The sequence below is a fragment of the Thalassovita litoralis genome (genome assembly GCF_900182725.1).
GTDB lineage: Bacteria > Pseudomonadota > Alphaproteobacteria > Rhodobacterales > Rhodobacteraceae > Thalassobius > Thalassobius litoralis.
The window spans coordinates 23860-39209 of the sequence record NZ_FXTO01000009.1 but is presented as its reverse complement, the minus strand read 5'-3'; the positions used below and the strand labels follow the sequence as shown (position 1 = coordinate 39209).

Below are 15350 nucleotides of genomic sequence, written 5' to 3'. Positions count from 1 at the left end.
TATGACCAATCCGATCCAGATCACCGACAGCCATTGCCACCTCGACTTTCCCGATTTTGATGGCGAGCGCGAGGACATCATCGCCCGCGCCGTTGCCGCCGGGGTGACGCGTATGGTGACGATCTGCACCAAGCTGGCAAACGAACCCAAGGTCCGCGCCATTGCCGAACAAAACGCGCCAGTTTTCTATGCCGCAGGCATTCACCCGATGAGCGCGGCAGATCAACCGCTGGTGACAGTTGAACAACTGGTCGGTTTTGCGAAGCATCCGAAATTCGTGGGGATCGGTGAAACCGGGCTGGATTATCACTACTCTGCTGACAGTGCCGACATTCAGAAACAATCCCTGCCCATCCATATCGAAGCGGCCCGCCAGACCGGGCTGCCGCTGATTATCCATTCGCGTGACGCGGATGCGGATATGGCCGATATACTCAGCCGCGAACACGCCAATGGCGCGTTTTCCTGCGTGATGCACTGCTACACGTCCGGGCCGGAGCTGGCGAAAACCGCGCTGGATTTGGGGTTCTACCTGTCCATGTCCGGCATTGCGACATTCCCCAAAAGCCAGGAGGTGCGCGATATTTTCGCCGCCGCGCCGGTGGATCGGGTTTTGGTGGAAACCGACAGCCCCTATCTGGCCCCCAAACCGTTTCGCGGCAAACGGAACGAACCGGGCTATACCATTCATACCGCACAGGTCGGGGCTGAGGTTTTTGGCATGGACTATGCCGATTTTGCCGCGCACACTCAGGCCAATTTCGACCGGCTGTTCTGGAAGGCCGCGCAATATAAGGCAGCCGCATAATGGCAGAACTGAAATTCACCATTCTGGGCTGCGGCTCTTCTGGCGGGGTGCCGCGGCTGGGCGGTCACTGGGGCGATTGCGATCCCAACAACCCCAAAAACATCCGCCGCCGCTGTTCCATGCTGGTGGAACGGATCACGGATGACGGCACCACCGCCGTTTTGATCGACACCACCCCGGATATGCGCCAGCAATTGCTGGACGCTGGCATTGGGCGGCTGGACGCCGTGCTGTGGACCCATTCCCACGCGGATCACGTTCATGGGGTGGACGATCTGCGCATGATCGTTTTCAACATGCGCAAACGTCTGCCGGTCTGGGCCGATGGCGATACGCAAAACGATCTGTTTTCGCGCTTTGGTTATGCCTTTATCCAACCCGACGACAGCCCCTATCCGCCCATTCTGGACATGCACACGATCAAGGGCGACGTCACAATTTCAGGCAAGGGCGGGGACATCACCCTGACCCCGTTCAAGGTCAATCACGGATCAATCGACGCGCTGGGATTTCGGATTGGCGATCTGGCCTATCTGCCGGATGTGGCCAAAATCTATGACGATGCGTGGGACGCGCTGCAAGATCTGGATTGCTGGGTGCTGGACACGTTGCGCCGCACACCGCACCCGACCCATTCGCATCTGGAACAATCGCTGGACTGGATTGCCCGCGTTGCCCCGCGCCGGGCCGTGCTGACCAATATGCACATTGATCTGGATTATCAGACGCTTCAGGACGAAACCCCGGATCATATCACCCCTGCATATGACGGCATGACGATCTCTTATCAGGTCTGACGTTTTCCCACCACCAGCGGGCAAAGCGGCACCGCAGCACTCAGCGCTAAGGCTTTTCGGATGCAAGACCTTTTGAACGTCGTCCTTCCCGTCTTCATCGTTATCGGGTTTGGCTATCTTGCCGTCTGGCGGGGCTATTTCACGGATGCGAATGTCGACGGGTTGATGAAATACACCCAGAATTTCGCCATTCCCTGTCTGCTGTTTTCCGCGATTTCCAAGCTGGACCTGAGCCAAAGCTTTGATCTGAAGCTGCTGTTTTCATTCTACACTGGTGCGACCACCGGGTTCCTTCTGGCGATGCTGGGGGCGCGTTACCTGTTCAACCGCCCGTGGGAAGACAGCGTTGCCATCGGCTTTGTCGGGTTGTTTTCCAACTCTTTGCTGCTGGGTCTGCCAATCACAGAACGCGCATTTGGACACGAGGCGCTGGCAGGGAATTACGCCATTATCTCGGTCCATTCGCCATTTTGTTATATGCTGGGCATCACGGTCATGGAAATTGTCCGCGCCCGCAGCAAATCCCCGATTGCGCTGGCCACCCAAGTGGCCCGGTCCATGTTCCGTAACGCGCTGGTGCTGGGGCTGATTCTGGGGTTCATCGTGAACCTGACAGGCACAACGCTGCCCGGCCCATTATCCGCCGGGGTGGATTTGATGGTGCGGTCTGCCCTGCCTGCGGCGCTGTTCGGGTTGGGCGGTGTTCTGGTGCGCTATCGCCCCGAAGGCGACACGAAAATCATCGCCTATGTGATTGTGATCAGCCTGATCATCCATCCGCTGATTGCGTGGACACTGACGCGCGGTTTTGATCTGTCTGTGGCCTCGCAACGGTCGGCGGTGATGACTGCGGCAATGGCACCGGGGATCAACGCCTATGTCTTTGCCAATATGTACGGCGTGGGACGACGAGTCGCGGCCTCTTCGGTGCTGGTGGGAACGGCACTGTGTATCCTGACGGTCTGGGTCTGGTTGCAGATTTTGCCCTGACAATCACAGGCGTTCCGCGCGGGTCTGATCGTGTGCAGTGGATATTTTAACCAAGAAAGAACCAAAGGTCGCACATCCCCCACACCGGCATTTTTCGCTGGTTCCTGACGCATGATCCGCTAACCTGTTGGTGTGCAAAACGCGAGCGTTCCAGTGGCCGATACCCGCCTCAAATCCTTGGACGCGGCCTTCACGACCAAGGGTTTGACGAAAACCTATGGCGAAGGCCCGGCAGCCGTCCATGCGCTGCGTGGGGTTGATCTGGTGATCCCGGACGGGGAATTCGTGGTATTGCTGGGACCATCGGGCAGCGGTAAATCCACATTGCTAAACATTCTGGGCGGGCTGGACCGCCCCAGTGCAGGCAGCGCCCATTTCAAGGATACAGAGCTAACCGCCCTGTCCGATGCAGAGCTGACCCGCTATCGGCGTGATCATGTCGGGTTCGTGTTTCAGTTCTACAATCTGATGCCCAGCTTGAACGCCCGCGAAAATGTGGAACTGGTGACAGAAATCGCCCGCACTCCATTGGACCCGGACGAGGCGCTGGCGCTTGTCGGGCTGGATAAGCGGGCGCATCATTTTCCATCGGAAATGTCCGGCGGGGAACAACAACGGGTGGCCATCGCCCGCGCCGTGGCCAAGCGGCCCACCGTGCTGTTTTGCGACGAACCCACCGGGGCGCTGGACAGTGCCACAGGGCGGGCTGTGCTGAAGGTGCTGACCGATGTGAACGAACAGTTAGGCACAACGGTTATTATCGTGACCCACGCCGCGAATACCGCGCAACTGGCAGACCGGGTGATCCATTTCGCCGATGGCAGCATCCGCGAGGTGATTGAAAATACCGCGAAACTGACGGCGGAACAGATCGAATGGTAAGTCCGCTGAACCGGAAATTGCTGCGCGATCTGGCCCGGATCAAGGGGCAAGCGGCGGCTATCGGTTTGGTCATCGCGCTTGGGGTGTTGATGCTGGTGATGATGACCGGGCTTGTCAACACATTGGATCAGACCCGGCTGGCCTATTATGATCGGTATCGGCTGGCCGATGTTTTCGCCCCAGTCACCCGCACGCCGGAACGTATGCTGGACCGTCTGGCAGCATTGCCCGGCGTTGCCGCTGTCGAAGGCCGCGTGTCCGGTGGGGCGCTGATCGACATTGGCGCACGGGAATTGCCGGTACGGGCGCAGGCGCTAAGCCTGCCTGATCTGGGACGCCCCCGGTTGAATGATGTCTATCTGGTGGACGGTCGCCTGCCCGATCTGGGGCGGGCGGATGAAATCCTGTTGCTGGACGGATTTGCCAAGGCCCGTGGACTGAAACTGAACGACCGCCTGATTGCCACGATGAACGGCACCAAACGCAGTTTCCGCATCACCGGATTCGCGCAATCGCCCGAGTTTCTGTATTCCACCGCGCCGGGCGAAATGGTGCCGGATGACGCCCGGTTCGCGGTGTTCTGGATGCGTCAGGCCGCATTGGCCGCCGCCTATGACATGCAGGGCGCGTTCAATCAGGCCATCATGGCGCTGACGCGGGGGACGAATGAACAGGCGGTCATTCTGGCCGCAGATCAGATTTTGGCCCCTTATGGTGCCAGCGGGGCCTATGGGTTGGACGATCTGATGTCCAATCGTTTTGTCAGCGAAGAAATCAAGGGGCTGCAAAGCACCTCAACCGTGATACCGCCCATCTTTTTGGGGGTGGCGGCGTTTTTGCTGTATATCGTGATCAACCGCATGGTGCAGGCGGAACGCGAACAGATCGGGCTGTTGAAAGCATTCGGCTATTCCTCGTGGGAGGTTAGTTTTCACTATCTGAAACTGGTGCTGGTGATCGCGGTTCTGGGGGCAATTGTCGGGTCCATTGGCGGAATTGCGGCAGGGAATTCTTTGGCCGTTGTGTATCAGCAATATTACAAGTTTCCCTTTCTGGTCTTTAGCGTCGATCCCCGCAGTTTCGTGACGGGGTTTGCCGTGTCGATCCTGACCGCCTCGGTCGGGAGCCTGTTTGTCTTGCGTGGGGTGTTTCGGCTGACGCCCGCCGTGGCGATGCGCCCCCCTGCCCCCCCGGATTATTCGCGGGCTTTCGATCTGGCCGCGCGGTTGAAACGCTGGCTGGATCAACCCAGCCGGATGGTGTTGCGACGGTTGACCCGCTATCCGGGGCGTATGTTGGGCGCGGTGGTGGGTATTGGCACCGGGCTGGCGCTATCTGTCGCCTCGCTGACCCTGATGGCGGGGTTCGATACCACGCTGGACCTGAGCTTCAACGTGATGAACCGGGGCGATATGAACGTCAGCTTCACCACCACACAGACCGATAAGGCGCTATTGGAACTGGGGCGTTTGCCGGGGGTGGAGCATGTCGAACCATCCCGTGCCGTGCCTGCCGTGTTCAGAAATGGCACCTACAGCTATCGCGGCGCAATCGAGGGGCGACCGGAGTTTCCAATCCTAAGCCGGGTCATAGACGCAAACGAAACCCCCGTGTCCATGCGCCGCGAGGGCGTGATCCTGTCGAAACCATTGGCGGACATCCTGCATCTGTCTGCGGGCGACATGCTGACCGCCGAAATCCGCGAAGGCCGCCGCCCGGTGCTGTCCCTGCCGGTGATTGGCGTGGCGGAAACGCTGATGGGGGCGCCTGCGTTTATGGAAATCGGGGTGCTGTCCCGCGCCATGAACGAACCCGGCCAGATCACCGGGGCGACCCTGACATTGGACGAAGCGCGGTTGGACAATCTGATTGACGATCTGAAGGCCATGCCCATGATTGCAGGCATTGCGCTGAAATCCGATACGCGGGATGCGCTGGTGGAAATCATGAACACCGGCCCCGGATCAGTGCGCTATGTCATGCTGGCTGTCGCGGCGATCATTACGTTTGGGATTGTCTATAATTCGGCCCGGATTGCCTTTGCCGAACGGCAGCGCGATCTGGCCAGCCTGCGAGTGATGGGGTTTACCAAGGCCGAGGCTTCGTTCGTTCTGTTGGGGGAACTGGCGGTGGTGACATTGGCAGCCCTGCCCTTGGGCGTGGGGCTGGGGTATGGTTTGACCTATCTCACGGTCAAAGGGTTTTCGACGGATATATACCAGATACCAGTGACCTTTAGCCCGCATAGCTTTGGCATGGCGGTCAGCGCCGTGTTGGTGGCGGCGGGGGTATCTGGCTGGTTGGTGAAGCGTGAACTGGACAGGGTCGACCTTGTCGCGGCGCTGAAAACACGGGATTGACGGTATGGCGCAAAAGAAACGGTCCAGATTGGCGATTACATTGGGCGCAGCGGCCTTAGTTGCGGGGGCGTTGACCTATGCGTTTTGGCCGCGCCCGACCTTGGTGGATATGGGAACCGTAGCCCAAGGCCCGATGCAGGTCACGATTGACGAAGAAGGCCGCACACGGGTGCATGATCCCTATGTCGTATCCACCCCCATCGCGGGGCGGCTGATGCGGTTAAGCGTGGAACCGGGCGATCAGGTCGCGCAGGGGGATGCCGTGGCGCGGATGTTGCCGACGTCACCTTCGGCGCTGGATGCGCGGACACGGGAACAGGCGCGCGCCAATGTCACCGCCGCCGAAGCCGCCCTGCGCGTGTCCGAGGCGGATTTGAACAAGGCCCGTGCAGATCGTGATTTGGCACAAGCCAATCTGGACCGCACCCGCACCCTGTTCAACAGTGGGATTGCCAGTCAGGCTGCCTTGGATTCCGACGAACGCACCGCCCGCGCGGCGGATGCGGCGCTGGACACCGCCCGCGCGGCCATTTCAATGCGGGTGGCCGAACTGAACAACGCCCGCGCCGCGCTGATTTCCTTTGACGACATTGGTTTGGCCGAAGCGATCGAGGCGCAGCAGGATGAAATCGTGCCACTGAAAGCCCCAGTGCCGGGGACGGTCCTGCGCATAATGCAGCAGTCGGAAATCACCCTGCCCGCAGGCACCCCCATTCTGGAAATCGGCAACATCGAATCCGGGTTGGAGGTTATTAGCGAATTGCTGTCCACCGATGCGGTACAGATCAAACCGGGCGATCCGGTGATTATTGACAATTGGGGCGGGACTGAACCGCTGCGGGGCGAAGTGACCCGGATCGAACCTTGGGGCTTTACCAAGGTTTCGGCGCTGGGGGTCGAAGAACAGCGCGTCAATGTCACCATCCGGTTCCTGTCGCCATATGATGACCGTCAGGCCTTGGGGCATGGGTTTCGCGTGGAAACCCGCATTGTGACATGGGAAGACCCCGCAGCAGTCACCGTTCCCGCTGGCGCCCTGTTCCGCGATGGGCCGGATCAATGGGCGCTGTTCGTGGTGCAGGACGGTATTGCAGTACAAACCCGCGTTGCTGTGCAGGCAAATAATGGGCTGACAGCGGCCCTGTCGGGCGGGATCGATGTGGGCGCGCCAATCGTCCTTTATCCCCCTGCCGGGTTGGTGGATGGGCAGCGTGTAGCGCAACGCAGCGCCTACCAGTGATCTGTGTACATGATGCGGCGTAATCCCGCCGGTTTCGCACGCGAAGCAGCGGATTCCGGCTGTACTCTGCCCGCAATCGCCCTATCCTGACAGGGTATGATTTGCCCCTCTTTTCGCACGAACCCTGAAACAGCCGTGTCCAGACCCAAACCTTCCTTTCTTCTGCTATCTTCGCTTGCCCTGTCACTGGGGTTATGCGCCTCCTCGGTGTCGGCATTTGACGCGCTGAACATCGCGGTCACGGGCGTGAAAAACGATGACCTGCAAAGCCAGTTGCGCCGGGCATCCCTGTTGCGCACCGCCCAGCGCGAAGGGGTAAAAGACGCACAGGATGTCTTTTCCACCGCATTGGCAGATTACCAGCGTTTGTTGGAAACGCTTTATGCGCAGGGCTATTATTCCGGCGTGATCCACATCACGCTGGATGGGCGCGAAGCGGCGAATATCCCGCCCCTGAACCCGCCTGCACAGATAAAGACAATCAATGTGTCCGTCACCCCCGGCCCCCGCTTCCGCTTTGGACAGGCCAGTGTGACACCATTGCCACAAGGCACCCAACTGCCCGATCAGTTCAGAAACGGACGCGCAGCCAAATCAACCGCAGTAGTGGAAGCGGTGCAAACCGCCGTCGATAGCTGGCGCATGGCTGGCTATGCCAAGGCCCAGCCAGCACATCAGCATCTTCTGGCCAACCACGCCAGCAACAGGCTGGATGCACAGATACAGATCAACCCCGGCCCGCCGGTAAAATTCGGCCAACTGATCGTCACCGGCGAAAGCCGCGTGCGCCCTACCCGCGTGCGCCGCATTGCAGGGCTACCCGAAGGACAATCCTTTTCCCCCAAGGAATTGGACAAGGCCGCCAACCGCCTGCGCCGCACCGGGGCATTCCGGTCAGTGGCGCTGAGCGAAGGCGATGTGATCGGCGCGGACAATCACATGGATGTCACGGCCAATGTGGTCGACGAAAAACGCCGCCGCTATGGCGCGGGCGCAGAACTGTCCAGCTTCGAGGGATTGGCGCTGTCCGGGTTCTGGATGCACCGCAACCTGTTGGGCGGCGCTGAACGTTTGCGGATCGAAGGTCAGGTATCTGGGATCGGCGGCACCACTGGCGGCCTGGATTACAGCCTTGGGGCGCGGTTTGAACGCCCCGCCGTGTTCGGTGCCGATACGAAATTCTTTGCCCATATTGATATGGAAAGCCTGGACGAAGAAGATTATCGGTCAGATCAGATCACCGTTGGGATCGGCGCAACCCGCATTTTCTCTGACCACCTAGAAGGCGATCTGGGACTGGCGCTTAGCCATTTCGACACGCGTGATGCGTTCGGGGATCGGACTTTTACCCTGTTCAGCACCCCAGCCGCGCTGCGCTGGGACCACCGCGACAATATCCTGAACACGACATCAGGGCATTACGTGAATGCCCAGCTTACCCCGTTTGTCGGCCTCAGCGGCGAAGCATCGGGCGCACAGCTAAAATTCGACAGCCGGATTTACCGCAAACTGGACCCAGAGGCGCGTTTTGTGGCCGCTGGTCGGTTCCAACTGGGGTCTGTTACGGGGCCCGCACTGTCCGAAACCGCGCCGGATTTCCTGTTCTATTCTGGCGGGGGTGGCACGGTGCGCGGCCAGCCCTATCAGTCGCTTAACGTTGATCTGGGGGGCGGCAATACCATTGGCGGGCGCAGTTTCGTGGGCTTTTCCGGGGAAATTCGCGCAAAAATCACCAGCGCCATCAGCATCGTCGGATTTGCCGATGCGGGGTATATTGGCAGCGAAAGCTTTTATGACGGGTCCGGCGAATGGCACAGCGGCGCGGGCTTAGGCTTGCGCTACGATACATCGGTTGGGCCGATCCGGCTGGACGTGGCTGCCCCAGTCAGCGGGTCAACCGGCGATGGTATTCAGGTCTATATCGGGATCGGACAGGCCTTCTGATGCGTAAATATCTGATCATTGCGGTTTTTGCCGCCCCCCTGCCGCTGCTGGCGCAACAGGCCACAGATGACCGTGGTTTTTTAGAAGGCCTGCTGGAGGACAACCTGTCCGGTGCCGGGCGCAATGTGGACATTCAGGGCTTTCAGGGGGCGCTGAGTTCGACCGCCACGATTGAAATGCTGACCATCGCCGATGAAAACGGCATCTGGTTAACCCTGAAAGGTGTTACCCTGAACTGGAGCCGCACCGCGCTGTTGTCCGGGCGACTGGAGGTGGACGAGCTGTCCGCCAAGGAACTGCTGCTGCCCCGCAAACCCGCCCCCGCGAACGACCTGCCCAGCGCCGAAGCGTCCCCGCTGGCGCTGCCGGACCTGCCAGTTTCAGTAAACATCGCCAAGCTGGCCATCGAAAAGGCCGATCTGGGGGCGGATATTCTGGGACAGGCTGCCGTGCTAAGCCTGACGGGTTCCGCCTCTTTGGCGGATGGACAGGGGCAGGCGGCGCTGAACGTGTCCCGCCTTGCCCCGCAAATCGGCAATTTGGCCTTTACCGGCAGCTATACCAACGCCACCCGCGAACTGGCCTTGGACCTGACCTTGGAAGAACCGGAAAACGGGCTGGTGGCCCAGATGCTGAACCTGCCGGGGCAGCCATCGATTGCGCTGACGGTATCGGGCAGCGGGCCGTTGGACAATTTCGCCGCAGAACTGGCGCTGCAATCGGATGGGCAACCACGATTGGCCGGGGCGCTGGCGCTGATCACGGGCGATAGCGGGGCCACGCAATTCACCGCCGATTTGGGCGGGGACATTGCGCCGTTGTTCGCACCGGAATATCGCCCCTTCTTCGGTTCCGATATGGCGCTGGCCGTGGTCGGGATGCGCGATGTGGATGGGACGCTGGCGCTGGATCGGCTGCACCTAAGCTCCGACGCCCTGAACGTCAGCGGGCGGCTATCACTGGATGCCCAAGGCTGGCCGGAACTAGCGCACCTGCGGGCCGATCTGGCACCGAAACAGGGCGATAGCGTGGTGTTGCCGATTTCTGGCCCGGTGACACGGATCGGCACCGCGCAGGTGACGTTAAATTACGATGCAGGCAAAGGCGACCGCTGGACGCTGGACACCATACTGAACGGGCTGGAACGGCCCGATCTGGCGCTGCAAACGGCGCGGCTGTCCGGGTCCGGTCAATTGTTGCGGTCCGGGGTGCAAAACGGCGTGGACGGGTTGGCCGAACTGACAGTGCAGGGCATGATCCCGCAAGACGAGGCATTGGCGGCGGCACTGGGGCGCGATCTGCGGGCGGCGCTGCGGTTTGACTGGCAGCCTGACGCCCCGCTGACGCTGAACGGGATTACCCTGTCGGGACAGGGCTATGCACTGGCGGGTGATGCCACGGTTTCCGCCGTCACCGGCAGCCCCGACATGCGCATTGACACAAACGCCACGTTAGACACACCGGACCTGTCCCGCTTTGCCGCTTTGGTGGGGCAACCGCTGGCGGGCGGCGGGGCGCTGCGACTTCGGGGGCATGTCATGCCGATCAGTGGTCAGTTTGATCTGGTCCTGTCCGGCGACACGCAATCGCTTAGCCTTGGGCAGCCCATGCTGGACCCGCTTCTGACAGGTAAGGGCCGTCTGTCCCTACATGCTGTGCGGAACGAAACCGGCACCTCTGTTCGGGATTTGCAGGTATCAACTGACCACGCCCGGATCGGTGGCAACGTCGCGCTGACCACGGATACCACCAAGGCCGACGTCACGGCTGCGCTGACCGATGTGCAGCGCATTATCCCGCAACTTCATGGGGCGGCTGGGCTGAATGCCGAACTTTCACGGCAGGGCGAACGCTGGACCGCGACCGCCCAAGCCACGGCCCCCGGCAATGCCACCGTGCAACTGGATGCAACAGCGCAAGGGTTGGACTGGAACGCCCTGTCCGTCACCGGAACCGTTCAGGCCAGCGCAAAAATGCTGTCCGCCTATGCGGCATTGGCCGGGCGGCCCGTGGGTGGATCGGTGGACCTGACAGTAACGGGGTCTGGCAAACCGGCGGCACAGGTCTTTGACGCTGATCTGGCGCTGACCGGGCGCGATCTGGCCGCTGGGTTGGATCAGGCGGATCAGTTGCTACGGGGCGAAACCACCCTTAGCGCCAAGGTACAGCGCGACGCACAGGGTTATTTCACGCTGCAAGACGCACAACTGCACAATCCGCACATGTCTGCGACCGTCACCAGCCGCGATACAGATACCATCGAATTTTCCAGCCGACTGAACGATCTGGCCCTGCTGGCACCGGGGCTGTCCGGCCCCGCCAGCACGGCAGGCACCGCCACGCTGGAGGCACAGAACTGGCGCATCAAGGCCACAGGATCGGGGCCGGGCAATACCAGCCTGACGGCCAATGGCACGGTCAGCCGTTCGGGCGAAACGATGGATATGGATCTGACCGGGACAGCCCCGCTGGCGCTGGCGAACGATCTGATCCGCCCCCGCAGCCTGAGCGGCACAGTCAATTATGACGTGCGGATCAATGGCAAACCCGCCTTATCCTCTGTCACGGGCAGGATCGGCACACAGAATGCCCGTTTCGCCATACCCGACCAGCGGATAGCGCTGGAAGACATCGGGCTGGACATCGCCTTGAACGGTGAACGGGCGCAAATCGACCTGTCCAGCCGGGTTTCCTCTGGGGGGACGATCCGGGTCAGCGGCCCCGTGGCCCTGTCTGCGCCGTTCAACGCCACGCTGGACGCGCAGCTTCAGGATGTGACCCTGATGGACCCAAAGCTGTTCACGACCACGGTCAACGGCCCATTGCAGGTGCGCGGCGCATTGGCCGGGGGTGCGCAGATTTCGGGGCGCATGACGTTGGGCCAAACCGAATTGCGTGTGCCCAACGCATCCGGCACCAGCTATGCCAACCTGCCCGGTCTGCAACATGTGAACGAACCCGCCGCCGTTCATCAAACCCGCGTCAACGCCGGTCTGGTGGCGAATGAATCCGAACAGGCAGATCATGGTCCCTCTTATGGGTTGGACGTTCAGGTTTTGGCCCCGGATCGGATTTTTGTACGCGGGCGAGGGCTGGACGCAGAGCTGGGCGGCACCTTGCGGCTACTGGGCGACACCCGGAATGTGGTGCCACAGGGCCGTTTCGATCTGATCCGCGGGCGGATGGATATTTTGGGCAAGCGGCTTAATCTGGAGGAAGGGCAAATCCGCCTGCAAGGCGCGTTTGATCCCTATATCCGCTTTGTTGCCAGCACGCAGGCCACCGATGCCACCGCCAATATCATCATCGAAGGCCAAGCCAGTACCCCTGCCCTAACCTTCGCCTCGAACCCCGAACTGCCACAGGACGAGGTTTTGGCCCTGATCCTGTTCGGCAAAGGCATCAGCAGCATTTCCCCCTTGCAGGCCGTGCGGCTGGCTGCGGCAATCCGCACCCTGACCGGCCGGGGCGGCGATGGCTTTGGCGGCAGTATTCGCAAGGGGCTGGCGCTGGACGATCTGGACGTTACCACCACCGACGATGGCGCGACCGAAGCCCGCGCCGGAAAATATCTGAGCGAAAATATCTACTCGGAAATCACGGCTGACACAGAGGGTAAAACCCAGATCAACCTGAACCTGAACATCAACCGCTCTGTCACGGCACGCGGAAGATTGAGCTCAGACGGCGACACCGGAATCGGTATTTTTATCGAGAAAGATTACTGACGCCGTTTTCACCGGGCTAAAGCGCCAGCATTCAGCGCTGGCGCATCCGGTCCCGCAGCCGTTGCCAGCCGCCGGGGCTGACCACGAAAGACAGGGCGAACCCCACGACAAACCCGGACACATCCGCAATCCAATCCGGTTGCCCGCCAAAAATCAGCCCGAACAGCAATTGCAGCGCCAACAGCACCCCAATCAGCCGAAACGCCTGAAACTGGTTCTGCCCGGTTGCGCCCAGCCCGACCCACAGCATGAAGCTATATGCCCCGATCAGCGCATAGACCCCCGGAAACGCCCCAACCAGAACGGCCCGCGTATCCGCCACCAGCCCAAAGACAACCGCCCCCGCAATGGTGCCAGCCACAAAAACCGCCAATGTGGCGACCTGCGAAAACACCCGCCCCACCATGTTTCCCAGCGCCAGCAGCATTATCCCGGAAAACAACGCCTGTGTGAAATTCCCATGCACAAAGGCATAGGTCACGAAACGGATCATATGTTCGGTCGGATATTGGCCATTTTCCAACATCCACTGAAAAATCGGGGCGGAAAATGCGTAGCTTTGCGCCGCAGCCAAACGCCAGCCCACCGCCTCGGGGCCGCCAACCAATCCGCGCGCCCCAAGGTTAAAGGCGATTTCAATCCCCATCAGGATCAGAAACAAGGCAACGATCACCGGCGGGAGTGTGTTGAAAGGCGAGTTATTTTGACTGCTCATCGGGCTTTCCTTGACGGGGCTTTGGGGCATGGGTAAGCCACCCACACCAATAAATCCAGACGGAGATAATCACATGTCGGATGCGGTCCAAACGCAATCCAACCCGAACGCCGCTTTTAAACCGCGGGTGTTTTCGGGCATCCAGCCCTCTGGCGGGCTGACCCTTGGCAATTATCTGGGCGCGTTGAAGCGCTTTGCCGATAAGCAGGCAGACGGGATCGAAACCGTTTACTGCGTTGTCGACATGCACGCGATCACCGTCTGGCAAGACCCCGAAGCCCTGCGCAAACAGACCCGCGAATTGACGGCTGGCTTTATTGCCAGCGGTATCGACCCGGAAAAATCCATCCTGTTCAACCAAAGCCAGGTTGCAGAACACGCCCAACTGGCGTGGATTTTCAACACCGTGGCGCGGATGGGCTGGATGCAGCGCATGACCCAGTGGAAGGACAAGGCGGGGAAAAACGCTCAGAATGCCTCGCTTGGGTTGTTCGCTTATCCTGCGCTGATGGCGGCGGATATTCTGCTGTATCACGCGACCGAAGTGCCGGTGGGTGAAGATCAGAAACAGCATGTCGAACTGACCCGCGACATTGCCGCGAAATTCAATCATGACTACGGCGTGGATTTCTTTCCCATGCCCGATCCCGTGATCGAAGGCGCGGCCACGCGGGTCATGTCCCTGCGCGATGGCACCAAGAAGATGTCGAAATCGGACCCATCCGATGCCAGCCGCATCAACATGACCGACGATGCAGACGCCATTGCGAAAAAAATCCGCAAGGCCAAAACCGATCCCGAACCCCTGCCAGACACCGCCAAAGGGTTGGAGGAACGCCCCGACGCCCGCAATCTGGTGAACATCTATGCCGCACTGTCGGATCAGACGGTGGATACCGTTCTGGCCGAAATGGGCGGCAAGCAGTTCTCGGAATTCAAACCGCTGTTGGCGGATCTGGCGGTGGCGAAACTGTCGCCGATTTCGGGGGAAATGCAGCGCCTGATGCAAGACCCCGCAGAAATCGACCGCATTCTGGGCCGTGGTGCCGAACGGGCGCGGGAAATCGCAACGCCGATCCTGCAAAAAACCTATGACATTGTGGGCATGATCCGCAGCTAAACAACACCCCCGCGCCGGACCGATCCGGGGCGGGGGTCACATGCCTGTCAGATCAGGCGCACGCGGGTGCCAACCTTTACCATTCCGTAAAGCTCCGCGATCTTTTCATTATACAGCCCGATACACCCATCCGACGATTTGCGCCCGATCTTGCGCGTGTCGTGGGTGCCGTGAATGCGGTAATATTGCCAGCTCAGATACAAGGCATGTGTACCCAGCGGATTTTTTGGCCCCGGCGGAATTGTGACCGGCAAAGAAGGATCACGTTCCCGCATAGAAGGCGTCGGCGTCCAGCTTGGGCCTTCGACCTTTCGGACGACCTTGGTATAGCCCAGCTTTGTCAGTTCTTCGGACATCGGAACCGAAGTAGGGTAAAGCTTGTAGCCCTGCCCATCCCCGGACCAGAAATGTAACGCGCGCGATGCCGTGTCAGCCACGATGACACCCACCCCCAAATCATCAAAGTGATCCCGCCAGTCGACCCGCGCGAAGCTGGAAATATTGCGCCTTACCCCTGATCCGGTCCGGTCATCGGGGTTTTCCGCCCCCGCATCCGGTATCGCAGGCACGGCCCGCGCCAGTCCCGGTATCACGGCGGGCATAGCCAATACCGCCCCGGTCGTCAGAAACTTGCGCCTGTTAAACTGTGTCATTTCCTGCTCCTGCGGTTTCCTGCGTTTGCGCAGAACCCGCCAGAACAGCACCCAAAGTTCAATTCACGATCTGGTGTAGGGGATGTGACTGTGGCCGGGAAACCAACCCCGTC

At 60.3% G+C, this 15350-nt stretch carries 11 protein-coding genes; 9 read left to right on the top strand and 2 right to left on the bottom strand.

From position 1 onward, the window contains the following. Window position 1: 1 nt before the first annotated feature. The 8 genes from FN828_RS09155 (at window position 2) to FN828_RS09120 (ending at window position 12749) form a co-directional block, all read left to right on the top strand. Entirely contained in the window at window positions 2–808 is an 807-nt protein-coding gene (locus FN828_RS09155) for a TatD family hydrolase (RefSeq protein ID WP_142493099.1), read from the top strand. Next, window positions 808–1605, top strand: a complete 798-nt coding sequence (locus FN828_RS09150; protein WP_142493098.1) for an MBL fold metallo-hydrolase — start codon at window positions 808–810, stop codon at window positions 1603–1605. Before FN828_RS09155 ends, FN828_RS09150 begins: the two co-directional genes overlap by 1 nt. A gap of 60 nt (window positions 1606–1665) precedes the next feature. Next, window positions 1666–2595 (top strand): AEC family transporter, encoded by a 930-nt coding sequence (locus tag FN828_RS09145; protein WP_142493097.1) that lies wholly within the window; start codon window positions 1666–1668, stop codon window positions 2593–2595. Between the two features lie 153 nt (window positions 2596–2748). Beyond that, window positions 2749–3477 carry an ABC transporter ATP-binding protein gene (locus tag FN828_RS09140; RefSeq protein WP_235891445.1) on the top strand — a complete coding sequence of 243 codons (729 nt, stop codon included), beginning with the start codon at window positions 2749–2751 and terminating at the stop codon, window positions 3475–3477. Beyond that, on the top strand, window positions 3471–5837 hold the full coding sequence (locus FN828_RS09135; protein WP_142493096.1) for an ABC transporter permease: 2367 nt from the start codon (window positions 3471–3473) through the stop codon (window positions 5835–5837). Before FN828_RS09140 ends, FN828_RS09135 begins: the two co-directional genes overlap by 7 nt. A gap of 4 nt (window positions 5838–5841) precedes the next feature. Next, entirely contained in the window at window positions 5842–7077 is a 1236-nt protein-coding gene (locus FN828_RS09130) for an efflux RND transporter periplasmic adaptor subunit (RefSeq protein WP_142493095.1), read from the top strand. 135 nt (window positions 7078–7212) lie between these two features. Further along, complete coding sequence (locus tag FN828_RS09125; protein WP_235891444.1) at window positions 7213–9021, top strand: autotransporter assembly complex protein TamA; 1809 nt, start codon at window positions 7213–7215, stop codon at window positions 9019–9021. Beyond that, window positions 9021–12749 (top strand): translocation/assembly module TamB domain-containing protein, encoded by a 3729-nt coding sequence (locus tag FN828_RS09120; protein ID WP_142493093.1) that lies wholly within the window; start codon window positions 9021–9023, stop codon window positions 12747–12749. Before FN828_RS09125 ends, FN828_RS09120 begins: the two co-directional genes overlap by 1 nt. Before the next feature lie 31 nt (window positions 12750–12780). On the opposite strand, the gene FN828_RS09115 is transcribed toward FN828_RS09120, so the two are convergent. Then, entirely contained in the window at window positions 12781–13464 is a 684-nt protein-coding gene (locus tag FN828_RS09115; RefSeq protein WP_142493092.1) for a rhomboid family intramembrane serine protease, read from the bottom strand. A 73-nt stretch (window positions 13465–13537) separates the two neighbouring features. Between FN828_RS09115 and trpS the strand changes: the two genes are divergently transcribed. Continuing rightward, on the top strand, window positions 13538–14584 hold the full coding sequence (gene trpS / locus FN828_RS09110) for a tryptophan--tRNA ligase (protein ID WP_142493091.1): 1047 nt from the start codon (window positions 13538–13540) through the stop codon (window positions 14582–14584). Between the two features lie 47 nt (window positions 14585–14631). Here the strand turns inward: trpS and FN828_RS09105 are convergent, their stop codons facing one another. After that, window positions 14632–15237: a L,D-transpeptidase gene (locus FN828_RS09105; RefSeq protein ID WP_185958980.1), complete on the bottom strand. Its 606-nt coding sequence runs from the start codon at window positions 15235–15237 to the stop codon at window positions 14632–14634. Between the last annotated feature and the right edge of the window lie 113 nt (window positions 15238–15350).